This is a genomic window from Brevibacterium sp. (assembly GCF_031179145.1).
Taxonomy (GTDB): Bacteria; Actinomycetota; Actinomycetes; order Actinomycetales; family Brevibacteriaceae; genus Brevibacterium.
In genome coordinates this window covers 67,142-92,622 of record NZ_JAPSIB010000012.1, presented here as the reverse complement: position 1 = coordinate 92,622, position 25,481 = coordinate 67,142, and the positions used below count along the sequence as shown (strand labels likewise).

Sequence of the window (25,481 nt, the reverse complement as noted above, 5' to 3'; positions counted from 1 at the left end):
GCCCATCCACCGCGGCGATCTTCTCGACGAAGAGAGTGAAGCCATGTCCACGACATACACATTCGATGTCTTCTCCAGCCTCGACGGCTATGGCGCCGGGACCGATGAGTGGTCCGGCTACTGGGGCAAGCAGGGCCCGGAGCTGCTCGACCATCGAGCGACGATCTTCGACGAGGACCAGCTCATGGTGTTCGGTCCGAACACATACCGCATGATGTCCCAGATCGTCAGCAGTGTGCCCGAGGCGATGGATCCGTGGGTGCAGAAGATGAGCGCCGCACCGAAGGTCGTCGTGTCGCGATCCATGGATCCGAGTGAGGCGCTGGACTGGGGCGAGACCACTCTGCACCGGAGAGACGCCGTGGAAGTCGTGGGTGAGCTCAAGGAGACCTCCGCTCTCCCGCTGCGCTCGCACGGCAGCCTGAAGATGAACTGGTCGCTGATGGCTGCGGGCCTCGTCGACCGTCTGCAGGTGACGGTGTTCCCGGTGATCACCGGGAACACCGGGCTCGATCCGGTCCTCCGGGGAGCCGCAGACTTCGATCTGGAGCTGCTGGAGTCGACGAGGCTGGACGCTGACATCCAGGAGCTCGTCTACGTGCCGAGAGTCCATCAGCCCCGGCCGCGGTGAGCAGCGCGGATCTCGGTGCTCTTCGCAACCGGGATAATGGGTGCCTATGAAGGCGCACGAGAAGGTGATGGACTGGGTGACCGACGAGCTGAGGAGCGGCCGCCTGCGAATCGGTGACCACCTGCCCGGGGAGAGAGCGCTTGCGGAGGAGCTGCAGGTCTCGCGCGGGTCGATCCGCGAGGCTCTGCGAGTGCTCGAGGCGCTCGGAACCATCGGCACTTCCACCGGCTCCGGGCCGCGGTCGGGGACGATCATCACAGCAGCCCCCGAACAGGCGCTGACTCTGGCGCTGAACATGCAGCTGGCGACCAGCCACGTCGAAGCCTCCCACGTCTACGAGATGCGTCAGCTCCTCGAGACCTGGGCCGCTGAGCACGCCACCCAGGATGCGCCGTGGGACTCCGCGGAACGGCTGCTCGACCTCATGGACGATCCCGCGATGCCGCTCGAGGACTTCCTGTCGCTCGACGCCGAGTTCCATGTGACGCTCTCTCGGGCTGCGGGCAACCCGCTCATCAGCACCCTCATGGAAGCTCTGCGCACGTCGATCGCCGACCACACCCTGACTCGTGCCCGCGCACTGCCCGACTGGGCCACGACGGCGACGCGGCTGCGCGCCGAGCACCGTGCGATCTACGAAGCGCTCCGAGCGGGGGACTCACGGACCGCGGCGCGTCTGCTGCGCGAACACATCCAGGGCTACTATCTGGAGACCTCGGGTGAGCCGGAGGACTCGGGGGACTGAAGCGCGCGGCTCGACCGCGGAATCCCAGCCCCGCTCCGGACGTTCCATTGACGTGGTCGAGTGGTGCGTCTTACACTTCTATGTGGTCGGACCATATGGTCGGACCACATTGATCCCGTACGACCATCACAGTTGCCTTCTCAAGGGAGAGAACTTTGACCGCCACCTCCATGGAAGAACCGCACAAGCTCAACTACCGCGTGCTGTTGGGCAGCCTCAGCGGCAGCGTGATCGAGTGGTTCGATTTCCTCATCTACGGCACCGTCGCCGCGCTCGTCTTCAACAAGCTGTTCTTCCCCACCGACAGCGAGTTCATCTCGACGATGCTCGCCTTCGTCTCATTCTCACTGACCTTCTTCTTCCGTCCCTTGGGCGGCATCATCTTCTCCCACATCGGTGACCGGATCGGCCGCAAGAAAACCCTCTTCATCACGCTGATGCTCATGGGCGGGGGCACGGTCGCGATCGGGCTGCTGCCCGATTACGCGGCCATCGGGATCGCCGCCCCGATCCTGCTCATCTGCTTCCGCATCCTCCAGGGCCTCGGGATCGGCGGTGAATGGGGAGGGGCCCTGCTGCTGGCCTACGAATATGCCCCGAAGAACCGGCGGGGACTGTACGGCGCCGTGCCGCAGATGGGAATCAGCCTCGGCATGCTGCTGGCGGCGGCCGTCGTCGCCCTGCTCACCCAGCTGCCCGAGGACCAGTTCATGACCTGGGGATGGCGAGTGCCGTTCGTCGGCAGCATCGTGCTCGTGTTCGTCGGACTGTGGATCCGCAACGGCCTCGACGAGACGCCGGAGTTCAAGCGCATCCGAGAGACCGGTGCTCAGCTGAAACTGCCGATCAAGGAGGTCGTGACCAAGCACTGGGGCGCCGTGCTCGTCTCGATCGGTTCGAAGGCGGCCGAAACCGGACCGTTCTACATCTTCGGCACCTATGTCGTCGCCTATGCCACCGATGTCCTCGGAGCTCGCGACAACGTCGTCCTGCTGGCAGTCGCCGCGGCCGCGCTCGTCGCCACGATCTGGATGCCGATCTTCGGCAGCCTCTCCGATCGCGTCTCCCGTTCACTCCTGTACCGCTGGTCCGCGGGCGCCACGATCGTGCTCGTGGTCCCCTACTACCTGATCCTCAACACCGGTGAGACCTGGGCGCTGTTCGCCGCCACGATCCTCGGCTTCGGTCTGCTGTGGGGCAGCGTGAACGCGATCCTCGGAACGGTCATCGCAGAGAGCTTCGCACCCGAGGTCCGCTACACCGGAGCATCCCTGGGGTACCAGCTCGGTGCAGCGGTGTTCGGCGGCACCGCACCCCTGATCGGGGCCTGGCTGCTCGAGATCAGCGGCGGTCAGTGGTGGCCGATCGCGGTCTACGTCGCCGTCTGCGCCGCCATCTCCATCATCGCCTCTCTCTTCATCAAGCGAGTCGCCCATCGCGAAGAAGCCGGCCCGGCTCCGGAATTCGCCGGTTCCTTTCAATAGACTTGTCCCATCTCCTCACAGTTAGGAACACCATGGTCCAGCGACAGTTGCCTCGCCCATCCGAACTCTTCGAGCTCATGCAGTTCAAGAAGCCGCAGCTCAACGGCAAGAAGCGACGATTGGAGTCGGCGCTCACCGTCCACGACCTGCGCGACATCGCCAAGCGCCGTACTCCGGCAGCCGCGTTCGACTACACCGACGGCGCCGCCGATGCAGAGCTGTCGATGAATCGTGCCCGGCAGGCGTTCGAGGACATCGAGTTCCACCCTGACATCCTCAAGCCGGCCGAGCACGTCGACACCAGCCTGGAGATCCTCGGCGATCGGTCCGCTCTGCCGTTCGGCATCGCGCCCACCGGGTTCACCCGACTCATGCAGACCGAAGGAGAAGTGGCCGGGGCCGGTGCGGCAGGCGCCGCAGGCATCCCCTTCACCCTCTCGACTCTGGGCACCACCTCGATCGAGGACGTGAAGGCGGCGAATCCGCACAGCCGCAACTGGTTCCAGCTCTACGTGATGCGCGACCGGGAGATCTCATACGGCCTGGTCGAGCGGGCTGCGGCAGCCGGGTTCGACACTCTCATGTTCACCGTCGACACCCCGATCGCCGGCGCCCGCCTGCGCGACACCCGCAACGGCTTCTCGATCCCGCCGCAGCTGTCGCTGAAGACAGTCGCGAACGCGATTCCCCGCCCCTGGTGGTGGTATGACTTCCTGACGACGCCGAAGCTCGAGTTCGCCTCACTGTCGTCGACCGGCGGCACCGTCGGAGACCTGCTCAACGCTGCGATGGATCCCACCATCTCGTACGAGGACCTCAAGGTGATCCGCGAGATGTGGCCGGGCAAGCTCGTGATCAAGGGAGTGCAGAACGTCCCCGATGCGGTGAAGCTCATCGAGGCCGGCGTCGACGGCATCATCCTGTCGAACCACGGCGGACGTCAGCTGGACCGGGCCCCTGTGCCCTTCCACCTGCTGCCGCAGGTGGTGCGCGAGGTCGGCCGGGACGCGACGGTGATCGTCGACACCGGCATCATGAATGGCGCGGACATCGTCGCCGCGGTGGCCCTCGGTGCGAAGTTCACCCTGGTCGGCCGCGCGTACCTCTATGGGCTCATGGCCGGAGGCCGTGAAGGCGTCGATCGCATGATCGAGATCCTCAGCGGCGAGATCCGTCGCACGATGACCCTGCTGGGCGTGGCCTCACTCGACGAGCTCGAACCCCGTCACGTCACCCAGTTGCGACGCCTGACCCCCGTCGCGGGAGACCCGGCGAACTTCCCGCAGTTCAGCTAGGACGTCAGGGACAGCCGCCTGCAGCGCCACTCGCGCAGCAGGCGGCTGTCTTCACTCTCCACACCGAGAGGGCAGAGGGGCCACCATGACGCCCGCTTCTGATGGGACGAACCGATGACCGAGAGCACGACAGCGGAAGACATCGCCCGGCGCTTGGAAGATGCCGCCGACGAATCGGAACGCCCGCGGACGCGCAAACGCGTTTCAGATCCAGGCCTCCAGGTCCTGGGCGTGCGGATGGGCGCCGTCTTCGACATCGCTCGACAGGCACAGGCGATGGACGTCGACCAGGTTCATCGTCTCCTCGACTCCGACACCTACGAGGTGCGCATGGTCGCGGCCGCCGTGCTCGACTTCAAGGCGCGCGCGAAAGGGCTGACGGACGGCGACCGGCGGCGTCTCTTCGACGTCATGATCTCTCGCATCGACAGGTTCGACACGTGGGATCTCATTGACCGCGCCGCTCCACGTGTCGTCGGGTGGTACCTCTTGGACAAGCCCAGAGACGTACTCTTCGAGCTCGCCGACTCCGGCGATCGGTGGCGACGACGCCTGGCGATCACTGCGGCGTTCTGGATCATCCGGCAGGGGGACCTCGACGACCCGATGCTCCTGTGCGAACTCCTGGCCGCCGATCCGGAGCACCTCGTGCAGACCAATGTCGGCGTGGCGCTCCGTGAGATCGGGAGAGTCGATCCGCAGCGGCTGGCCCGCTTCCTCGACCAGCATGGCGGCGAGCTGTCGGCGGTCGCGCGTCGCACTGCCCGCGCCGCGTTGAAGAAACCCTGACCGCGGCGGTGTGAGTGATCGGCGGCTCTGGACGAGCCGATGCGTGACTGCGAGTATGAACGCATGACACAGACAAGGACCGACGAAGCACCGAGCAGCGGTCGATGGACGCAGAATCCGACAGGTCTGCTGCGAGTGGAGAAGGGGTTCCGACTCGACGCCGTCGACACTCGAGCTACTCCCGGCTATCAGGGCGACAAGAGGGCAGCGAATCATGGGCTGGCTGCCTGTGCTCGCGAGCTCGGCGACCTCCAGGAGCGCCTCTACGCCGCTCACCATGAAGCTGATTCTGGACCCTCAGTGCTCCTCGTGCTCCAAGCCATGGACACGGCGGGCAAGGGCGGGATCGTCCGCCACGTCGTGGGTGCGGTCGACCCGCAGGGGATCGAGCTGGCGGCGTTCAAGAAGCCGACTGCCGAGGAGCTCGCCCACGACTTCCTGTGGCGGATCCGTCGCCGGGTGCCCGGCCCGGGAATGATCGGCGTCTTCGACCGGTCCCACTATGAGGACGTGCTCATCGGCAAGGTCCGCGAACTGGCCAACCCCGAGGAGATCGAGCAGCGGTTTCAGGCCATCAACGACTTCGAAGCCGAACTCGCCGAGGCGGGTGTGCGGATCGTCAAGGTCATGCTCCACATCTCTCCAGACGAACAGCGTGACCGTCTGCTCAAACGCTTGAACCGCCCGGACAAACACTGGAAGTACAACCCCGGGGACGTTGACGAACGCCGACTGTGGCCGGACTATATGGAGGCCTACCAGACGGTGTTCGACCGCACGTCCACCGAGGCGGCTCCCTGGTTCGTCGTGCCCGCGGACCGGAAATGGTACTCGCGACTGGCAGTCCAGCGGTTGCTGCAGGAGGCTCTTGAGGACATCGGCCCTCAGTGGCCGGAGGCCGACTTCGACGTCGAGGCGGAGAAGAGGCGACTGCTCGCCACCTGAGGATCGCCACCTGAGGATCAGCGCTGTGTGCTTCTGTCAGCGCCGGATGGTGAAGTCGACTCCCGTCTCGTGCTCGACTGTGCGGGACACGGTGCAGTACTTGTCGTGCGAGAGGCCGACGAGCTTCTCCACTCGCGAGTCAGCGCGACGGCCGGCCTCGTCGTCTGGGAATTCGAGATCGAAGTCGAGGTGGACGTCGTCGAGACGTGAGGCGCCATCCTCGTCGAGCTTCTTCGCGGTCGCCGAGACGTCGAACCGGAGGGGCTCGGTGTGCCTGCTGGTCACGGTGTCGACGTCGATCGAGGAGCAGCCGGCGACTGCAGCGAGCAGCAGCTCGACGGGAGTCATCAGGCCCTCGCCCCGCCCGAACTCGATGCTGGCACCGCTCGGGGCGGCTGCGCGATAGTGGTTCTCTGCGATTCTGGTCAGCTCGATGCCGTATGTGTCTTCACTCATGTGCTCATCGTGTCAGGGATCGTGCGCGTAATGAAGCCGGCCTCGGCAGGACCTGTGAGGATTTCCAGGGAGGAGATGGTCGAACTCGATACCGAAAATCGACCATCTTCTCCCTGGGAAATCTCGGTCTGCTGTTCCGGTGCGGGGGCTCGGTCCGTCAAGGGCACCGTTGACAAGCGGTCTCCCTGGGACGATGGTAGTGATATGAGTCACATCGGTCTCGCGGTCGAGGTCGATTCTCATCCAATCCCCATCCCTGCGCCTCCGCGCACTCTGTGAAAGGCCATCATGACCGAGATCTTCGTCAATCTGCCGACCACCGACCTGGAGAAGGCGAAGTCCTTCTACACCGCGCTGGGCACCGAGATCGTGCCCGAATTCACCGATGACAATGCTGCCTGTGTGAAGTGGGACGAGAACATCTTCTTCATGATCCTCACGAAGGAGTACCTCGGGTCGTTCACCGACAAGCCGATCGCCGATCCCCAGTCGACCGCTCAGGTGCTCACCGCACTGAGCCGACAGTCCCGGGAGGAGGTCGACGCCATGCGCCGGACCATCCTCGATTCCGGTGGAGGAGAGAACAAGGAGCCGCAGGACTACGGTTTCATGTACTCGATCAGCATGACCGATCCGGACGGGAACATCCTCGAGTTCATGTGGATGGACCCGAAGGCTGCCGAGCAGGGCCCCGAGGCCTTCATGGCCGAGCAGGCCCAGGGTTGAGGACCGCGCAGGGCTGAGGACCGTGCAGGGCTGAGCGCCCAGGGCTGAGCGTCCAGGGCTGAGCGCCCAGGGCTCAGCCCCGGCCGGCGATGATCTCGAGGACGCCAGGCCCGTAGCGCTCGAGCTTCTTCAGCCCCACACCGCTGACTCCACCGAGTTCCGCGATCGACGACGGCCTGGCCTCGACGATCCCGTAGAGCGTGGCATCGGGGAAGACGACATAGGCGGGCACGCCCTGTTCCTTCGCCTGCTCCGCACGCCATGTGCGCAGCGACTCGAACAGGGCGGAGTCCGCGGCGTCGAGCGACTCAGCCGGGTCACCTCGGAGCTTCGAGCCGTTCTTCCTCGCGCTCGATCCCGGCTTCCGGACCGGATCCACCCGCAGGAACACCGCTGACTCTCCCCGCAGGACGGGACCGGTGTCCTCGCCGAGGACGAGCACTCCGTAGTCCCCATGCGATTCGAGGAGCCCGCGCGCGAGCACCTGCCTGATCACGGTCTTCCATTCGGCTTCGCTGAGGTCGTCGCCGATGCCCCAGACACTGAGCTCTTGGTGCGCGCTCGCCCGCGACCGCTCATTGTCGTTGCCGCGCAGGACGTCGATGATCTGACCCGCGCCGAAACGCTGGCCTCGTTCGCGGTCGAGACGGATGACGGCCGAGAGCAGCTTCTGCACCGCGACCGTCGCATCCCAGGTCGCCGGCGGGGTGGCGCAGGTGTCGCAGTTGCCGCACGGCCCCGACTCCTCATCGAAGTAGCGCAGCAGCTGCACTCGTCGGCAGTCGACGGTCTCGCAGAGGGCGAGCATCGAGTCGAGGTGGGACATCGCCCGGCGCTTGAACACCTGATCGCCCTCACCGGATTCGATCAGCCGACGCTGGGACACGACGTCGCCGAGCCCGTAGACCATCCACGCATCCGCCGGCAGCCCATCCCGCCCGGCGCGGCCGGTCTCCTGGTAGTAGCCCTCGACGCTGCGGGGCAGGTCGAGGTGGGCGACGAAGCGGACATCCGGCTTGTCGATGCCCATGCCGAAGGCGATCGTCGCAACCATGACCAGGCCGTCCTCGCGGAGGAACCTGGCCTGGTGGTCGGCGCGCACCCCGGCGGGCAGACCCGCATGATAGGGCAGTGCGGGGATGCCCCTGGCCACGAGCGCCTCGGCGAGCTGATCGACCCCACGGCGGGAGAGGCAGTAGACGATCCCCGAGTCCCCGGGATGCTCAGTGGTGATGAAATTGAGCAGCTGCGTACGGGCGGAGTTCTTCGGTTCGATCCGGTACGTGATGTTTGGTCGGTCGAAGCTCGCGACGAAATGCTCAGCGTCCGCGAGATGCAGGCGGGCGGTCAGCTCGGCGTGGGTGGCCGGGGTCGCCGTGGCGGTCAGGGCGATGCGCGGGACGGTCGGGAACCGCTGCGCCAGCACCCCGAGGCCGAGGTAGTCGCTGCGGAAGTCGTGGCCCCACTGGGAGACGCAGTGCGCCTCGTCGATGGCGAACAGTGCGACCTCGGCGCGCTCGAGCAGCGCCATCGTCCGCGGCAGCACGAGTCGTTCGGGTGCGAGGTAGAGCAGGTCGAGCTCTCCCTCGAGGAGCTTGCGCTCGACATCCTGCGCCTGCTCGAAGTCGAGGGTCGAGTTGAGGTAGGCGGCCCGGACGCCGAGGTTGTCCAGGGCAGCGACCTGATCGGCCATGAGCGCGATGAGCGGGGAGATGACGACGCCCGTCCCGGGGCGCACGAGGCTCGGGATCTGATAGCACAGGGACTTGCCTCCGCCGGTGGGCATGAGGACCACGGCGTCCCCGCCCCCTACGAGGTGGTCGACGACGGCCGCCTGCTGCCCGCGGAACTCCTCATAACCGAAGACATCGCGGAGCACGTCGAGCGGGGAGGTCGTGGCGGCTGTGGTCATGCCTTCAGCCTAGTGGACGCAGCTGACACGCCCCCAAGCCCCCGACCCGGCGCAGGCGCGATTGACCCCGCTGGAGCGCTGCCGGACGCGCTAGTCTGTGAAGCAGGGACTGCCGACCAGAACTCAGGAGCGGGTATGGAAGCGAATCGACGCACCATCATCAAGGGAGCGGGCGCGGCCGGCGTGATCGGCGGCACGGCGGCGTTCACCTCGGCGTGCGGGACCGACGACCAGAAGCAGGGCTCGGGGCAGGAGTCCGGAGGGGCTGGGGCGAGCGTCCCGGCAGACGATGTCCCGGTCGGCTCCGGCACCGTCGTCGACGAGACCTACGTCGTGACCCAGCCCAAGGCGGGGGAGTTCCACGCGTTCACCTCGGTGTGCACCCACCAGGGCTGCCAGGTGCGCACCGTGACAGAGGACAAGATCACCTGCCCGTGCCATGGTTCGCAGTTCTCGACCACTTCCGGTGAGGTGATCACCGGGCCGGCGACCGATCCCCTGCAGAAGTTCACCGTGGAGGAGTCGGGCGGGACCCTGACGATCTCCTGACCGATCGGGCACGAGGGCGCCGCAACAGAAGAAAGGCGCCTTGTCGTTCGGCGTGAAATTCGCAACTCTGGGCCCGAGCGTGTCGGACAGAGCTGCCGGGAAGTCACTAGACTGAACCCGTGATGAGTACCGACGAACCGCGCACAGCGCTCACCCGGCCCCTCGCCGAAGCGAGGGCACTCGGGACGCCCATGATCATCCGTGGAGTCCTCGGCGTGCTCTTCGGCTTCGCGACCGTCTTCTGGCCGCGGGACTCCCACAATCCCACCCAGCTGTCCCTGCGCGTCGACGTCGTCGACCTGCTGAGCATCAGTTACCTGGTGCTGTTCGCGCTCGCCCTCGTCTACCAGGCCCTGCGCGCACCGCTGAGCGTGCGCACGGCGATGTTCGGGCAGGCGGTGATCACGATCCCGGCGATCGTCTTCCTGTTCCTCGCGGATCAGCCCTCCGAGCTGCGGGCGGCGCTGAGCATCTGGGCGCTGCTGCACGGACTCATCGAGCTGTGGAACCACCGGCAGCTGAAAGACCATCCGATGGCGTCGGACTTCCTCATCTCGGCCGGATGCCATGGCCTGCTCGGCGTCATCCTGATCTTCGGCGATGACTTCCAGGCGCTGGCGATCCTCGGGTTCACCGGGGCCGCCACACTCATCGCCGGCGTCATCTTCATCATCGGCGGCTACTCCCGACTGAGCCGGGCGAAGCAGGCCGTGACCGCCGACGCCGGCTCCTCCGAGACCGACCCGGACTCCACACCCCGAACCGAAGAAGACTCCTGAGACAAGAAGCCCGAGGTGACATGAGTACTGTCGAGCACGACTACGATCACGTTTCCCCGCTCATCCCCGTGGCCGCTTCGGTCCCCGCGTCGGGACTCCTCGGCGATCTGGCCGAAGCCAGCCGCGAACTCCCCTCCGAACTGTTCCGGAGGCTCTTCGAAGTCTCACGCTCACCGTCCCTGCTCGTCGCCACCGACTACGACGGCACCATCGCCCCGATCGTCGATCACCCGAGCCAGGCCTACCCGCTCGACGCCTCCGTCGATTCGATGCGGGCGCTCGCGACCCTGCCGTCCACCTCGGCGGGGGTCATCTCCGGCCGCAGTCTCCGCGACCTCGCGGCCATGTCGCGGCTGCCCCGGGAGGTCCACCTGTTCGGGTCGCACGGCGGTGAGACGGACACGGCTGCCCTCGATGCGCTGAGCCCGGCTCAGCTCTCTGTCCTCACCGACTTCCGCCGGGACCTCGTCGACGCGCTGCCGCTGGGGCTGATCGAGCACAAGACGACGGGTGCGGCCGTGCACCTGCGCGGCCTGCCGGTCGACGAACAGCACCGCATCGAAGGCGTCGTCGACGACCTCGCGGACCGGCACAGGATCTACGTCACCCGTGGAAAGCAGGTCATCGACCTCGCCGTCGTGCCGTCGTCGAAGGCTGAGGCGCTGATGCGTCTGCGGGAGCAGGTCGGCGCCGAGGTGGTCGTCTTCATCGGCGACGATATCGCCGATGAGAAGGCGCTGGAGACACTCGGCGAACTCGACCTGGGTCTCAAGGTCGGGCCCGAGCCGGTGCAGACTCATGCCGAATTCCGTCTGAGCTCCCCCGAAGAGGTCTCGATCGTCCTGTCCGCGATCTTCGAGATGCGCAAGGCGTGGCTGTTCGGACGGGAGGCGACGCCGATCCACCGGCACAGCCTGCTCGGCAACGGCCAGTCCACGGCCCTCGTCGACCCCTATGGCAGCATCTGCTGGATGCCGCATCCGCTGCCCCATTCGGCATCGATGTTCTCCGAGATCCTCGGATCCGAGGCGGCCGGCTACTTCGCCGTCGAAGCCGCGTCCGGCGCCGCGCCGCTGACCCAGCGCTACATCACCCACTCGACGATGCTCGAGACCCGGTGGGCGGGATTGAGCTGCATCGACTACCTGGCTCCGGTCGAGTCGAACAGCGACGACACGATCCTCGTGCGTGTGCTCACCGGCGACGCTGAAGCACGGATCCAGTTCGCGCCGCGCCTCGACTACGGGACCGTGTCGACGCGGATGGTGACCACGCCCGACGGCGTCAGCGTCCTCGGGACCTCCGAGCCGATCCAGCTCTACGCCCCGGGGCTGACGTTCGACCTTCAGGAGGCGGGGGAGTCCCACACCACCGAGGCGGTCGTCGTCCCCTCGGAGCAGCCGGGCGGAGTGGTCGTGCTCGTCCTCGCCTGCGGCAACGCCTCCGGAGACGCCCGGTACATGGCCACCGGCGGGGAGCGTTTCATCCGTGAGCGCGCCTTGAGCTTCTGGAGCAACTGGGTCGACACCCTGGCCCTCCCGGGCCACCACCGCGAGGAGGTGATCCGGTCGGCGATCACCCTGCGTGCGCTGTGCCACGAACCGACCGGCGGCATCCTCGCCGCCCCCACGACCTCGCTGCCGGAGGGAATCGGCGGCGTCCGCAACTGGGACTACCGCTACACCTGGCTGCGGGACGGCTCGATGACCGCGCGGGCGCTGCTCTCGCTCGGATCCACCGCCGAGGCGGAGGGATTCCTGTCCTGGCTCACCGGCATCCTCGCCCACACCGCGGCTCCCGAACAGCTCCATCCCCTCTACGCGGTGGACGGCTCGGCGCTGACCACCGAGGCGGTGCTCGCGCATCTGCCCGGGTACGCCGGGTCCCGCCCGGTGCGGGTGGGCAACGCCGCTGAGCACCAGGTCCAGCTCGACGTCTTCGGACCGATCACCGAGCTCCTCGACGAAATCACCGAACACCTCGGCGAACTGCCCGAGGACTACTGGACCCTGACCTGTCAGATGGTCGAAGCCGTGAGCAAGCGGTGGCTGGAGGCCGATCACGGGATCTGGGAGGCCAGGCGCCCGCCCAAGCACAACGTCTACACCCGGGTGATGTGCTGGGTGACCGTGAACCGGGCACTGCGGATCGCCGAGCGCTTCGATCGGGAGCCCATCGGGGCGTGGCGGCAGCTGCGCGAGGAGATCGCGCACGATGTGCTCACCAACGGGTACGACGAAGAGGTCGGGGCCTTCACCGTCGCCTATGGGGAGAAGGACCTCGACGCGGCATGCCTGTTCGTGGGCCTGAGCGGGCTCCTCGAGCCCGACGATCCCCGCTTCATCTCCACCGTCGACGCGATCGAGCGGGACCTGCGGGTCGGGCCGACCGTGTTCCGCTATCGCTACGACGACGGTCTGCCCGGGCTCGAGGGCGGGTTCCACATCTGCACCACGTGGCTGATCGAGGCATTCATCAAGGTGGGTCGGATCGACGACGCCTGGGACCTGTTCCGGCAGCTCGACAACCTGCTGGGACCGACCGGTCTGCTGGCCGAGGAGTACGACCCGGTCGCCGAGATGCACCTGGGCAATCACCCGCAGGCGTACTCGCATCTGGGCTACATCCGCGCCGCGCAGCTCCTCGACGCTCACCGCCCGTCCTGAGCGGGCGTTCGTCGTCCTCAGCGGCGCGGTTCAGCCTCCTCGGCGGCTGGGTCCCTCGTCCTCAGCGCGATTCTAGGTACTGCCGCAGCGCCTGCTCCTGGGCTTCCTGATCGGGGAAGATCACCTCGGTGCGGGCACCTGAAGTGATCGGGTCGTTGCTGAACACGAGGCGGATGCCGAGCAGCCTGGCCTGGCCCTGAGCGATGACCAGGCCCAGCCCCATTCCGCCTCCGCCGGCGGACACGAAGCGGGTCGGTCCGGTGTCGACGATGTCGGCAGGGTAGCCGGGTCCCGAGTCCGTGACGGTGAGGCTGCGGGTGCTCGTCTCCAACCGGATCGGGTCCGCGCCGTGTTTGATCGCGTTGACCAGCAGGTTGGACACGATGCGTTCGAAGCGGCGGACATCCGTGACGAGGGTCGAGTTGAGCGCCGCCAGGTGGGTGTCGATCCGGTGCCCGGCCAGTGCCCCGGAGGCGGTCATGGTCCCGAGCAGGGAGCGGATAGTCTGATCGATGTCGACGCGGGTGAACTCCGGGTTCGCCCGGCCGGCGTCGAGGCGGGAGACCTCGAGCAGATCCTCGACGAGGACCTGCATCCGCTGCACCCGGTCCTTGACGAGCTCGGCCGGACGCGAGTCCTCCTGCAGCAGGTTCGCGGCATTGACCAGCCCGGTCAGCGGCGTGCGCATCTCGTGCGCGAGGTCGGCGGTGAAGCGCTGTTCGGAGTCGATGCGCTCGGTCAGGCGGCTGACGGCGGTGTCGACCGCCGAGGCGAAGGCCGCGACCTCCTGGTCGGATTCGTCGACGACGTCGGCGATCCGGATCGAGGTGTCACCGGCGGCGATCTTCCGTGCGGCCTGCGCGCCGAGGGTCAGCCTCCGCGAGATCCGCCCGGCGACCAGCGAGCCGATGCCGCCGACGACGAGGGCGGAGCCGATCATCCCGACCAGAAGCGCCTGGTCGATGCGGCCGATGAGCTCCTGGCTGTCCTCGGTCGACGCGCGCACCGAGATCACCTCGGTGTAGGTGCCGACCTCGATCGGGGCGGCCGCCCACACGATCTCCTCCCCGTCGACCTCGGACCGGATCGTCACGCTCTGGCCCTTGAGCGCGGCGGCGCGCGCGTCGGCGGGCAGCTCCGGGTCGTCGATGCGGGCGTTGAGCGTGAGCACCCCGGTCTCGGAGAAGATCGTCACCGCGTTGCTCAGTTGCTCCGTCACGGTTTCGCGCATCCTGTCGTCCTCGGCGCGGGCGGCCGATTGGCGCAGGATGATGCTGCAGGAGAGCACCGCGATGATCACGGAGGCGACGATGAGGAGGGAGATCTTCCAGCGCAGTGACATCGGATCAGCCCGCGAATCGGTATCCGAATCCGCGCACGGTTTCGATCATGTGGGCACCGATCTTCTTCCGCAGGCGCTGGATGTGGACGTCGACGACCCGCGAGTCCCCGGCCCACTCGTAGCCCCAGACGGTGAAGGCGATCTTCTCGCGGGAGTAGACGTGCTCGGGCTGTTCGGTCAACAGGAGCAGCACGCGCAGCTCGGTCGGGGTCAGGTGGACCTCTTCGCCGTCGACTTCGACGGTGAGGCGGCCGGTATCGAGGACGAGGGAGCCCAGACGGGTCCGGAACGGTCCCAGCTCTCCGCTGTCCGCCGCCTGGTGGGAGGCTCCACCGGCGGTCGCCCCGGTGGACCTGCCGGGCACCGCGGCACCATGCCGGGGCCTCTGATACGCCTGCCCGCGGTGAGCGGGACCGCCGACCGGGTCCTCGGTGCGCGGCAGGACGCTGACATCGCCGAGGTATTCCTCGGAATCGGGCTCGGGTGCGGAGGTGAACCTCCCGCCCTCGCCGAGGTAGGTGTCATCGGAGCTCAGCTGCGCGCGGAGGCGATCGTGGTTGTCCATCCCGGGGCTGGGCCCGAGCACCTCGGGGATTCCGTCACCGGTGATCATTCCCCCGGGGCCGATCACGGTCTCGTGGGCCGAGGAGGTCCCCGTCGTCGGGGAGTAGCCGAGCCAGTCGGTGCCGGTGGTGATGAAGCGCCGGACCACGGCGCGGATGCGGGCGTTGAGCACCTGCATGTCGAAGGGCTTGGTGAGATAGTCGTCGGCGCCGGCCTCGAGGGCCTGGACGATGTCGATCGAGTCCGAGCGGGCGGAGATGATGATGATCGGGATGGTCGAGCGTTCACGGATGGCGCGGCAGATCGAGGCGCCGTTCATGGTGGGCAGCATGAGGTCGAGGAGCAGCACGTCGGCGCCGTGGGCGGCGACGAACTCGTAGCCCTCCCGGCCGTCGGCAAATGCAGACACCGTGTAATCGAACCGTTCGAGCCCGATCTGGGTTGTCTCCCGGATGACTTCGTCATCCTCGACCAGCACAATATGCATTATGTTTCTCCATTAAGACGCGTGAAGCGTTGACCCGATTCAAACCTACCGTCATGGAGGCGGAAAACCTGCACCGACCAGCCAGATGGGCAGCAGGAATCGTCACCGTCGACGTACATCGCCTCCTGCACTACCAGTGTCCCATTCCTTCCTGGAGTCAGGGTGAGCTGATTGCCGGTCGCGATGAGTTCGAGCTTCGGCTCGTCGTCGTCGGCGCTGACGACGACGGCGGCGATGGTCTCACTCCTCTGCTTCGGATTGGCCACCGTCACGACCTGGAACTTCTGATCCCCGCCGGTGAACGGCTTGGCGAATGCCAGGCAATCGCTGCAGCCGGCGATGACGGTCTCGGTCTCCGGCGCATTGCCGGTCACCGCTTTCCCCGAGCTCCGCTCGATCGCCTTGCGGATCTGCTTCAGACTGAACGGCTCGTCGGGAGGGCCGGCGCTGCCGGAGGGCTGTTCGAAGGCAGTCGGAGAGGTGTCGTCGACCGGCTCGACCCGCAGGCCCTCGTCGGGACCGCACGAACTCAGGACCAGGCTCAGGACCAGGAGCGAAGCGGCCATGAGGAAGGCGGCGACGAGCGTCTTGAGCGGACGCGGCGCCTCCTCGGAGGTCCGCCGGAAGGGGAGGGTCACGCTGCCATTTTCGCCTGTCCCGTGCAGGGAGTCCACCTGCGGGCCGGATGCGGCGAGTTGCGCGGGGATGGGTGAGGCACTGGGTGTGCGCTGGAGTGATTCTCAGCTGGACTCGGTACGCTGGAGTCATGGCTACGTCGAAATCATCCAAGAAGTCCTCCAGCGTGGTGTCATACAAGGACGCGCTGCGGGTGGGATTGGTCTGCGGCGTCGCGGTGCTGATCCTCTCCATCATCGTCACGCGGGCCTGGCAGGACGCGTCTGCGTTCGGCCACAGCTTCCTCTACGCGGCGATCGCCTTCGTCGCCGTCAGCCTGACCGCCTGTGTCCTCAACTGGGTCATGCGCAACGACAAGCAGAACGACCAGAGTTTCCCAGTCCTCAAGTGACGGACCCGGTTCGCTCCGACTGGAGCGAACCGGCTTCTGTCCCTGCGACGCGAGCAGCTCCGGCAGCAGCCGATGAGCGACTCCCGCTGCGGCGGTGACCATCGGTCCCGGCCGCAGGGACGTGACGCACCAGTGAGCACCTGCCCATGAGCACATGCCCAGTAGGGTTGAACGAACGAGGCCTCGAGCCGAACACCACACAGGAGAATTTATGCAGGTTTGGCCGGGCAACCCCTATCCGCTGGGCGCGACGTACGACGGCTCAGGAACGAATTTCGCGCTCTTCAGCGAAGCAGCCGAATCGGTGGAGCTGTGCCTGTTCGACGAAGACGGCACCGAGACCCGCATCCCGGTCACCGAGGCCGATGCCTATGTCTGGCACTGCTACCTTCCGCAGGTGGAGCCGGGCCAGCGCTACGGCTACCGCGTCCACGGTCCCTACGATCCGAAACAGGGTCAGCGCTGCAACCCGAACAAGCTCCTGCTCGACCCCTATGCGAAGGCGGTTGCCGGCGACATCGACTGGGACCAGGCGATGTTCTCGTACGAGTTCGGCTCGCCGGAGACCCGCAACGATGCCGATTCCGCCAAGCACATGATGCACGGCGTCGTCATCAACCCGTACTTCGACTGGCAGGGAGACCGCGCCCCGAAGACTCCCTATTATGAGAGCGTCATCTACGAAGCCCACGTCAAGGGACTGACCGCCCGGCATCCCGAGGTGCCGGAGGAACAGCGCGGAACCTACGCGGGCGTCGCGCATCCGGCGATCATCAGCCATCTGCAGCGTCTCGGCGTCACCGCGATCGAGCTGATGCCGGTGCACCAGTTCGTGCACGACCACACGCTGCTGCAGAAGGGCCTGTCGAACTATTGGGGCTACAACACGATCGGCTTCTTCGCGCCGCACAACCAGTACGCGGCCACCGGGGAGATCGGTCAGCAGGTTCAGGAATTCAAATCGATGGTTCGCGCCCTGCACAACGCGGGCATCGAAGTCATCCTCGACGTCGTCTACAACCACACGGCGGAGGGCAACCACCTGGGCCCGACGATGTCGTTCCGCGGGATTGACAACGCGCACTACTACCGTCTCGTCGAGGACGATCCCGAGTACTACATGGACTACACCGGCACCGGCAACACCCTCAACGTCCGGCAGCCGCACGCGCTGCAACTCCTGATGGATTCGCTGCGCTACTGGGTGCAGGAGATGCATGTCGACGGCTTCCGCTTCGACCTGGCCTCAGCCCTTGCCCGCGAGTTCTACGACGTCGACCGGCTGTCGACGTTCTTCGAGCTCGTCCAGCAGGATCCGGTGGTCTCGCAGGTCAAACTCATCGCCGAGCCCTGGGACGTCGGCCCCGGCGGCTACCAGGTGGGGAACTTCCCCCCGCAGTGGACCGAATGGAACGGGAAGTACCGCGACGTCGTCCGCGACTTCTGGCGCGGCGAGCCCTCGACGATCGGCGAATTCGCCTCCCGGATCTCCGGCTCCGCAGACCTGTACGAGACCTCCGGGCGCCGTCCCTTCGCCTCGATCAACTTCGTCACCGCTCACGACGGCTTCACGATGCGCGACCTGGTGTCCTACAACGACAAGCACAACGACGCCAACGGCGAGGACAACAACGACGGCGAATCCCACAATCGATCGTGGAACTGCGGAGTTGAGGGCGCGACCGAGGACCCCGAGGTGCTCGGCCTGCGGGCCCGGCAGCAGCGCAACCTGATCGCCACCCTGTTGCTCTCCCAGGGCGTGCCCATGCTGCTGCACGGTGATGAGCTGGGCCGCACCCAGCAGGGCAACAACAACACCTACTGCCAGGATTCCGAACTGACCTGGATCGATTGGGAGAACGCCGACGAGCCGCTGATCGAATTCACCGCTGCCATCGGGAGACTGCGCAAGGATCATCCGACATTCCGGCGCAGCCGCTTCTTCGATGGGAATCCCGTTCGCACCGGGATTGAGGATCCGCTGCCCGATCTGGTCTGGCTCAACCATGACGGCGAAGAGATGATCACCGATGATTGGAACTCCGGTTTCGGTCGTTCGATCGGCGTCTGGCTGAACGGCGAAGGCATCCGAGGCGTGGACGACCGGGGCGAACCGATCACCGACGTTCACTTCATCATGTTCTACAACGCCAACGACGACGAGGTGAATTTCACCCTCCCGAACGAGGAGTACGGTCCGGCCTGGACCGTCGTCATCGACACCGGCGGCCGGAACACCGACGAGGACCGCTGCGAAGCCGGAAGCGGGCTCACGGTCGATGCCAAGTCGCTCGTCGTCCTCCGGGCACACGCCGAGGAGATCGCCGAGGCCGATCATTCGGTGGAGGCATCGCTGGCGGGCCGGACCGTCAACCTCGCCGCGATCGATTCCGACGCATAGCCAGTCTCGAGGAGCACGCATGAAGATTCCCCAGTCCACCTATCGCATCCAGGTCCGCCCGTCGTTCGACCTGCATGAGGTGAGCCGGCAGGTGGACTACCTCCGTGCCGTCGGCGCGGACTGGGTCTATCTCTCCCCGCTGCTGGCGGCCGAACCGGGTTCCGACCATGGCTATGACGTCATCGACCACTCCCGGCTCGATCCCAGCCGGGGAGGGCGGGACGGCCTGGCCGCAGCGGCCGAGGCTGCACACGATGCCGGTCTCGGTGTGCTCATCGACATCGTGCCCAACCATGTGGGGATCCAGACGCCGGCGCTCAGCGTCTGGTGGTGGGATCTGCTGCTGCACGGTCGAGACTCCCGGTATGCGCAAGCCTTCGACGTCGACTGGGAGTTCGGCAACGGCAAGGTCCGGGTTCCGGTCCTCGGCGATGATGACGACCCGGGCAGTGAACTGGCGAAGCTGACCATCGAGACTCTCGACGACGGCACTCCGGTTCTGTGCTACTACGACAACCGCTTCCCGATCGCTGCCGGAACCCTGCCCGGCGACGGCGCCGAGATCGATCCGGTCGCCGTGCACGCCAGGCAGAACTACGAGCTGATGAACTGGCGGCGCGCCGACGCCGAGCTCAACTATAGGCGCTTCTTCGCCGTCAACACCCTGGCCGGCATCCGGGTCGAGGTCCCCTGGGTCTTCGACGAGTCCCACCAGGAGATCGTCCGCTGGTTCGACGAGGGCCTCGCCGACGGGCTGCGCGTCGACCACCCCGACGGTCTGCGGGACCCCAAGGGCTACCTCGACCGCTTGGCCGAGGCGACCGGTGGACCCTACGTGCTGGTGGAGAAGATCCTGGAATCCGGCGAAGCCCTGCCGTCTGGCTGGGCGACGGCGGGAACCACCGGCTACGATGCACTGGCTGACATCGACCGGGTGCTGATCGACGGCAATGGGCAGCAGACGCTCGACGAGCTCGACGCGCGGCTCTGCGGCGGCGAGCGTGAGCCATGGGCGGACCTCATCCACGGCACGAAGCGGGGGATCGCGGATGGGATTCTCCGTTCCGAAGTGCTGCGACTCGCCCGGCTCGCCCCGGAGGTCGATGACGCAGCTGATGCGCTCGCCGAGGTGATCGCGAACTTCCCGGTCTACCGCAGCTACCTCCCGGACGGTGCGCAGCACCTGGAGGAGGCGGTGGAGGAAACGCTGCGGCGCCGGCCTGAGCTGGATGGGACGCTCAAGGCCCTGGTCCCTCGGCTCTCCGACCCGGAAGATCCGCTCGCTCTGCGATTCCAGCAGACGTCGGGAATGGTGATGGCCAAGGGTGTCGAGGACACCGCGTTCTACCGTTACACGCGGCTGACTTCGCTGACCGAGGTGGGCGGCGACCCGGGCGAGTTCGCGATCACCCCCGCCGAGTTCCACCGGCGGCAACGGGAACGTCAGCAGCAGACTCCGGCGGCGATGACGACGCTGTCCACCCATGACACCAAACGCGGCGAAGACGTGCGCGCGAGGATCGACGTGCTCGCCGAACTGCCCGAGGAATGGGCCCGCGTGCTCGCGGAGCTCTCGGAGCTCGCCCCGCTGCCGGACGGTCCGCTCTCGAACCTGATGTGGCAGGCAGTCGTCGGCGCCTGGCCGATCAGCCGCGACCGCCTCCACGCATACGCGGAGAAGGCTGCCCGCGAAGCCGGAGATTCCACCGCCTGGACAGCGCCGGACGCCGAATTCGAGGACACCCTGCACGCCCTGATCGACGCCTGCTACGACAACCCGAAACTGAACAGCACGCTCACTGCGTTCGTGCACCGCATCGAGCCTCTCGGCTGGTCGAACTCACTGAGCGCCAAGCTGATCCAACTCACCGCCCCCGGCGTGCCCGACGTGTACCAGGGAAGCGAGCTGTGGGAGACGTCCCTGGTCGACCCGGACAATCGCCGGGCCGTCGACTTCGAGGCACGGCGCGCCCTGCTGGCCGAGATCGATGCGGGCAGACTCCCGGCGATCGACGAGACCGGGGCGGCAAAGCTTCTCGTCGTCTCGCGGGCGCTGCGCCTGCGACGCGACCGGACCGAGCTGTTCTCCGGCTACCGCCCACTGGAGGCCGAGGGCCCTGCCCGCGAGCACTTCATCGGCTTCGACCGCGGCGGAGCCCTCACCCTGGCAACGCGGCTGCCCGCCGGTCTCGCCGCGCGGATCCAGGCCCCGGGGGCGAGCACCGCGGAGGCCGACACCGCGAGCGTGGCCGATGCCTGGGGCACCACAACCGTGGCGCTGCCGCCAGGGACCTTCATCGACACGTTGACCGGCCGCACATTCGCCGGTCGGGCCGCACTCGCCGAGGTGTTCGCCGACTACCCGGTCGCACTGCTGGCACCGGCCGGATCCTAGGCCGGCACGACCCATCGGCCTCCCGACCACCGGCATCTTCGAACCAGACCCGACCGCAACCGAAAGGGGCGCCATGACCCACCGCACCGACCATTCGCCGTTCGCCGTCTGGGCGCCGAAGCCCGACACGGTGTCGCTGTTCGCCAATGGCACGACGCACCCGATGCGGCAGGCCGCCGACGGCTGGTGGAGCCTTGAGGACCCGGAGACCGCCGCCCGTCTGCTCGCGCTGCCCGAGGTCGACTACGGCTACCTGCTCGACGGCGCTTCCGATCCGCTCCCCGATCCGCGCTCGCGACGACAGCCCGCAGGAGTGCATGAGCTCTCCCGGTCCTTCGACGCCGCCGCATTCCCCTGGACCGACTCGGCCTGGTCGGGTCGCGAACTCGAAGGTGGCCTCATCTACGAGCTGCATATCGGCACCTTCACCCCCGAGGGCACCTTCGACGCCGCCATCGACAAGCTTGGACACCTGAGATCTGTCGGCGTCGACTTCGTCGAGCTGCTGCCGGTCAACGCCTTCAACGGCACCCACAACTGGGGCTACGACGGAGTGCTCTGGTACGCCGTCCACGAGCAGTACGGCGGCCCGGAAGGCTACCAGCGGTTCGTCGACGCCTGCCATAGGAACGGGCTCGGCGTCATCCAGGACGTCGTCTACAACCACCTGGGACCGAGCGGGAACTACCTGCCGAACTTCGGGCCCTATCTGCACACCGCCGCCGTGAACACGTGGGGCGAAGCGGTCAATCTCGACGGTCCGGACTCGGATGAGGTGCGCCGATACATCGTCGACAATGCGCTGATGTGGCTGCGCGACTACCACGTCGACGGACTGCGACTGGATGCCGTGCACGCGCTCGTCGACAACCGCGCGATCCACATTCTCGAAGAGCTGGCGACGGCCGCGGACGAGCTGTCGGCCCACCTCGGGAAGCCGCATATCCTGATCGCGGAATCCGATATGAATAACCCCCGGCTGTTCACCCCACGCGCTGCCGGCGGCTATGGCCTGACCGGGCAGTGGAGCGACGACTTCCACCATGCGGTGCACGTGGCCGTGTCCGGTGAAACCGCGGGCTACTACGCCGACTTCGATTCGCTGGCCGCGCTCGCCAAGGTGCTCACCCATGGTTTCTTCCACGACAACACCTACTCGTCCTTCCGCCGCCGACACCACGGCCGGGAGATCGACACGGCGCACACCCCGGCCTGGCAACTGGTCGTCTGCACCCAGAACCACGATCAGATCGGCAACCGGGCAGCAGGCGACCGGCTGAGTGCGATGGTCGACCCGGGCGGACTCGCCATCGCCGCGACGCTCAACCTGCTCGGGCCGTTCACACCGATGCTGTTCATGGGCGAGGAATGGGCGGCATCGACCCCCTGGCAGTTCTTCACTTCCCACCCCGAGCCGGAGCTCGGCGCAGTCACCGCCGAAGGCCGGCTGCGCGAATTCGCCGACATGGGCTGGGACGAATCGCTCGTACCGGACCCGCAGGACGAGACGACCTTCACGGGCTCGAAGCTCAACTGGGAGGAGACGAACGCCGACGGCCACAGTCGACTGCTCGATCTCTACCGGCAGCTCGGCCGGCTGCGGAAGGAACTTCCCGAACTGCGCGACCAGCGGTTCTCGACCGTCGACGTCCGGTTCGATGAGGACGAGCGCTGGCTGGTGCTCTGCCGGGGCGGAGTGCAGATCGCGCTGAATTTCGGCACCGTACCGGTCGACGTGCCACTGCCGCTGCCCTCCGGCGGCGTGCTGCTGGCCACCGCAGGCGAACCGGCAGAGACGCCGGCGGACAGCGGTCGACGTTCCGCTGGACGGCTGGTGACTGTGGCGGCTCGCTCCGCGGCGGTCTTCGCCCCCGCCACGGCGGATGATCAAATAGAGTGACAGAGCGCGACCACGCCTGACGGTACCGACGAAGGAGCCCACTTATGTCTGACTCACTCCCTCGGAAGAGCGGCGGCGACATCCGTTCCACTTCCGGCAGCGGTCAGGAATCCGAAACGGCGGAACCCGGCGCTGACCAGGCTGCCGCCCCCGACATCACCTTCGACGAGGCGTTCTACCCCGCCCGACCGCGGGCCCTGCGGCCGCGGGCACGACGGAACCAGGAGTACGGGAACGCCAAACCGCCGTTCGAACCAGACGGGCGGAACAAGGCCTACGTCGAGTGGCTGCGCAACCAGTCGATGCTCGGAGATGCCAAAACGCTGGGCCGGCAGCTCTCGGGCCAGGCGAGCATGTGGCAGAACCCCTACGCCCACCCCAATCCGAGAGCAGCCCTGGACACGGCCTCCGTCTGGTTCACCGCCTACCCGCTGTCGCTCATCACTCGTCCCGGGCAGTCATTCCTGGCGGCGCTGGGCGATCTGGAGCTGTGGAAGGCCTTCCGGGAGATCGGCATCGACGCCATCCACACCGGTCCGGTGAAGCGCGCCGGCGGGCTGACCGGGTGGGAGTACACGCCGAGCGTGGACGGTCACTTCGACCGGATCAGCATGGCCATCGACCCGCTGTTCGGCACCGAGGACGAGTTCCGCTCGATGTGCGCGGTGGCCAAAGACCACGACGGCATCATCATCGATGACATCATCCCCGGGCACACCGGCAAGGGCGCCGACTTCCGGCTGGCCGAGATGAACTACCGGGACTACCCGGGGCTCTACCACATGATCGACATCCCCGAGTCCGATTGGCACCTTCTGCCTGACGTTCCCGACGGCGAGGACTCGGTGAACATCGATGCCGCGACGGAACGCGCTCTGCAGGACGCCGGCTACATCATCGGCCAGCTGCAGCGGGTGATCTTCTACGAGCCCATGGTCAAGGAGACCAACTGGAGTGCCACCCGCGCCGTGATGGATCCCAACGGCCAGCTCCGCCGGTGGGTCTACCTCCACTACTTCAAGGCCGGGCAGCCCTCGCTCAACTGGCTCGACCCCACGTTCTCCGGCATGCGCCTGGTCATGGGCGACGCACTGCACTCCCTCGTGGACCTCGGCACGGGCGCGCTGCGCTTGGACGCCAACGGGTTCCTCGGGGTCGAGAAGGGCGCCGAGGAGATGGCAGGGTGGTCGGAGGGCCATCCGCTGTCTGAGGTGGCGAATCAGCTGATCGGTTCGATGGTGCGCAAGGTCGGCGGGTTCACCTTCCAGGAACTCAACCTCACCATCGACGACATCAAGGACACCTCCGAGGCGGGCCCCGACCTCTCCTACGACTTCGTCACCCGACCGGCGTACCACCACGCTCTCGTCACCGGCGACACCGAATTCCTCCGGCTCACTCTGCGTCTGGCCATGGACATCGGCATCGACCAGGCCAGCCTGGTGCACGCACTGCAGAACCACGACGAACTCACCTACGAGCTCGTGCACTTCGCCACCCGGCACAAGGACGAAGTCTTCGAACTCGGGGGCGAAGAGCTGACCGGCGCCGAACTGGCTGAGAACGTCCAGGAGACCCTGCGCCGGGGAATCACCGGGGAGGCCGCCCCCTACAACCTGGTCTTCACGACGAATGGCATTGCGTGCACCACGGCCAGCGTGATCACCGCGGCCCTGGGCATCACGGATCTCGACGCCATCACCGACGGTCAGGTCGAGCAGGTCCGCCAGGTGCACCTGCTGCTTGCCATGTACAACGCCCTGCAGCCCGGTGTCTTCGCGCTCTCCGGGTGGGACCTGTGCGGCATCCTGCCGTTGGAGAAGTCACAGGTGTCGACGCTGATCGCCCGCGGAGACACCCGGTGGATCAACCGTGGAGCCCACGACCTGATGGGGGTGAACCCCGGCACCGAGGTGTCCGCATCCGGCATGCCTGCGGCCCGTTCGCTGTACGGCAGTGTTCCGGACCAGCTCGCGGACGAGAACTCCTTCGCACGTCGGCTGGCAGGCATCCTGGCAGTCCGCGACGCCCACGGCATCGCGGCCAGCGTCCTGATCGACGTGCCGGATGTCTCCAACCGGGGTCTGCTGGTCATGGTGCATCGGCAGGAGTCCGGCTCGATCCAGCTCACGGTGCTCAACTTCTCATCGCAGGATGTGACCGGCAGCGTCAACTCGGCTCACCTGGAGTGCGGCGCCCTCGTCACCGATGCCTTCACCGGCGAGGAGATCGGGGTCGTGGACGACCTGCACAGCTTCTTCATCAGCCTGCCGGCCTATCAGGGGACCGCACTCCTGGTGTCGCCGCCACCGGCCGAAGACGAAGCGGAGCAGACGGCTGGCCCGACTGCCGGCACCGAGAAAGCTCCGGAGTAGGACAGAGAGAACT

At 66.8% G+C, this 25,481-nt stretch carries 20 protein-coding genes; 15 read left to right on the top strand and 5 right to left on the bottom strand.

Going from position 1 to position 25,481, the window contains the following annotated elements:
- The first annotated feature begins 43 nt into the window (after positions 1-43).
- The 6 genes from RIT73_RS10415 to RIT73_RS10390 all read left to right on the top strand — a co-directional run bounded on the left by RIT73_RS10415 (position 44) and on the right by RIT73_RS10390 (position 5,889).
- Positions 44-631, top strand: coding sequence for a dihydrofolate reductase family protein (locus RIT73_RS10415; RefSeq protein WP_309132005.1), 588 nt, complete (start codon positions 44-46; stop codon positions 629-631).
- Between the two features lie 46 nt (positions 632-677).
- On the top strand, positions 678-1,376 hold the full coding sequence (locus RIT73_RS10410; RefSeq protein ID WP_309132004.1) for a FadR/GntR family transcriptional regulator: 699 nt from the start codon (positions 678-680) through the stop codon (positions 1,374-1,376).
- Between the two features lie 155 nt (positions 1,377-1,531).
- A complete protein-coding gene (locus RIT73_RS10405; protein WP_309132003.1) occupies positions 1,532-2,860 on the top strand; it encodes an MFS transporter in 1,329 nt (442 codons plus the stop codon).
- A 32-nt stretch (positions 2,861-2,892) separates the two neighbouring features.
- Positions 2,893-4,155, top strand: coding sequence for an alpha-hydroxy acid oxidase (locus RIT73_RS10400; RefSeq protein WP_309132002.1), 1,263 nt, complete (start codon positions 2,893-2,895; stop codon positions 4,153-4,155).
- A 114-nt stretch (positions 4,156-4,269) separates the two neighbouring features.
- Entirely contained in the window at positions 4,270-4,944 is a 675-nt protein-coding gene (locus RIT73_RS10395) for a DNA alkylation repair protein (protein ID WP_309132001.1), read from the top strand.
- A gap of 63 nt (positions 4,945-5,007) precedes the next feature.
- Positions 5,008-5,889 carry a PPK2 family polyphosphate kinase gene (locus RIT73_RS10390; protein WP_309132000.1) on the top strand — a complete coding sequence of 294 codons (882 nt, stop codon included), beginning with the start codon at positions 5,008-5,010 and terminating at the stop codon, positions 5,887-5,889.
- A gap of 36 nt (positions 5,890-5,925) precedes the next feature.
- Here RIT73_RS10390 and RIT73_RS10385 read toward each other — a convergent pair whose 3' ends face one another.
- On the bottom strand, positions 5,926-6,345 hold the full coding sequence (locus RIT73_RS10385; protein ID WP_309131999.1) for an OsmC family protein: 420 nt from the start codon (positions 6,343-6,345) through the stop codon (positions 5,926-5,928).
- Between the two features lie 288 nt (positions 6,346-6,633).
- Between RIT73_RS10385 and RIT73_RS10380 the strand changes: the two genes are divergently transcribed.
- Positions 6,634-7,071, top strand: coding sequence for a VOC family protein (locus RIT73_RS10380; RefSeq protein ID WP_309131998.1), 438 nt, complete (start codon positions 6,634-6,636; stop codon positions 7,069-7,071).
- 73 nt (positions 7,072-7,144) lie between these two features.
- Here RIT73_RS10380 and recQ read toward each other — a convergent pair whose 3' ends face one another.
- Positions 7,145-8,983, bottom strand: coding sequence for a DNA helicase RecQ (recQ, locus tag RIT73_RS10375; RefSeq protein ID WP_309131997.1), 1,839 nt, complete (start codon positions 8,981-8,983; stop codon positions 7,145-7,147).
- Between the two features lie 135 nt (positions 8,984-9,118).
- Here recQ and RIT73_RS10370 point away from each other — a divergent pair, with 135 nt between their 5' ends.
- From RIT73_RS10370 to otsB, 3 genes are all read left to right on the top strand, one after another.
- On the top strand, positions 9,119-9,532 hold the full coding sequence (locus tag RIT73_RS10370) for a Rieske (2Fe-2S) protein (protein ID WP_309131996.1): 414 nt from the start codon (positions 9,119-9,121) through the stop codon (positions 9,530-9,532).
- A 122-nt stretch (positions 9,533-9,654) separates the two neighbouring features.
- Complete coding sequence (locus RIT73_RS10365) at positions 9,655-10,311, top strand: hypothetical protein (RefSeq protein WP_309131995.1); 657 nt, start codon at positions 9,655-9,657, stop codon at positions 10,309-10,311.
- Positions 10,312-10,331: 20 nt separating this feature from the next.
- Complete coding sequence (gene otsB / locus RIT73_RS10360; protein ID WP_309131994.1) at positions 10,332-12,977, top strand: trehalose-phosphatase; 2,646 nt, start codon at positions 10,332-10,334, stop codon at positions 12,975-12,977.
- Positions 12,978-13,038: 61 nt separating this feature from the next.
- On the opposite strand, the gene RIT73_RS10355 is transcribed toward otsB, so the two are convergent.
- From RIT73_RS10355 to RIT73_RS10345, 3 genes are read right to left on the bottom strand one after another with little or no spacing between them, the layout of a single operon-like run.
- Positions 13,039-14,319 (bottom strand): HAMP domain-containing sensor histidine kinase, encoded by a 1,281-nt coding sequence (locus RIT73_RS10355; RefSeq protein ID WP_309131993.1) that lies wholly within the window; start codon positions 14,317-14,319, stop codon positions 13,039-13,041.
- 4 nt (positions 14,320-14,323) lie between these two features.
- On the bottom strand, positions 14,324-15,370 hold the full coding sequence (locus tag RIT73_RS10350) for a response regulator transcription factor (RefSeq protein ID WP_309131992.1): 1,047 nt from the start codon (positions 15,368-15,370) through the stop codon (positions 14,324-14,326).
- A complete protein-coding gene (locus RIT73_RS10345) occupies positions 15,370-16,008 on the bottom strand; it encodes a hypothetical protein (protein WP_309131991.1) in 639 nt (212 codons plus the stop codon). The genes RIT73_RS10350 and RIT73_RS10345 overlap by 1 nt, the downstream gene beginning before the upstream one ends.
- A 128-nt stretch (positions 16,009-16,136) precedes the next feature.
- On the opposite strand from RIT73_RS10345, the gene RIT73_RS10340 reads away from it, so the two are divergent.
- The 5 genes from RIT73_RS10340 (at position 16,137) to treS (ending at position 25,468) form a co-directional block, all read left to right on the top strand.
- Complete coding sequence (locus RIT73_RS10340) at positions 16,137-16,397, top strand: hypothetical protein (RefSeq protein ID WP_309131990.1); 261 nt, start codon at positions 16,137-16,139, stop codon at positions 16,395-16,397.
- 211 nt (positions 16,398-16,608) lie between these two features.
- The gene (gene glgX, locus RIT73_RS10335) at positions 16,609-18,798 is read left to right on the top strand and encodes a glycogen debranching protein GlgX (RefSeq protein WP_309131989.1); all 2,190 of its coding nucleotides are present in this window, start codon (positions 16,609-16,611) and stop codon (positions 18,796-18,798) included.
- A 19-nt stretch (positions 18,799-18,817) separates the two neighbouring features.
- A complete protein-coding gene (treY, locus tag RIT73_RS10330) occupies positions 18,818-21,193 on the top strand; it encodes a malto-oligosyltrehalose synthase (protein WP_309131988.1) in 2,376 nt (791 codons plus the stop codon).
- 73 nt (positions 21,194-21,266) lie between these two features.
- Entirely contained in the window at positions 21,267-23,093 is a 1,827-nt protein-coding gene (treZ, locus tag RIT73_RS10325; RefSeq protein ID WP_309131987.1) for a malto-oligosyltrehalose trehalohydrolase, read from the top strand.
- A gap of 44 nt (positions 23,094-23,137) precedes the next feature.
- Positions 23,138-25,468: a maltose alpha-D-glucosyltransferase gene (treS, locus tag RIT73_RS10320; RefSeq protein ID WP_309131986.1), complete on the top strand. Its 2,331-nt coding sequence runs from the start codon at positions 23,138-23,140 to the stop codon at positions 25,466-25,468.
- Positions 25,469-25,481 lie beyond the last annotated feature (13 nt).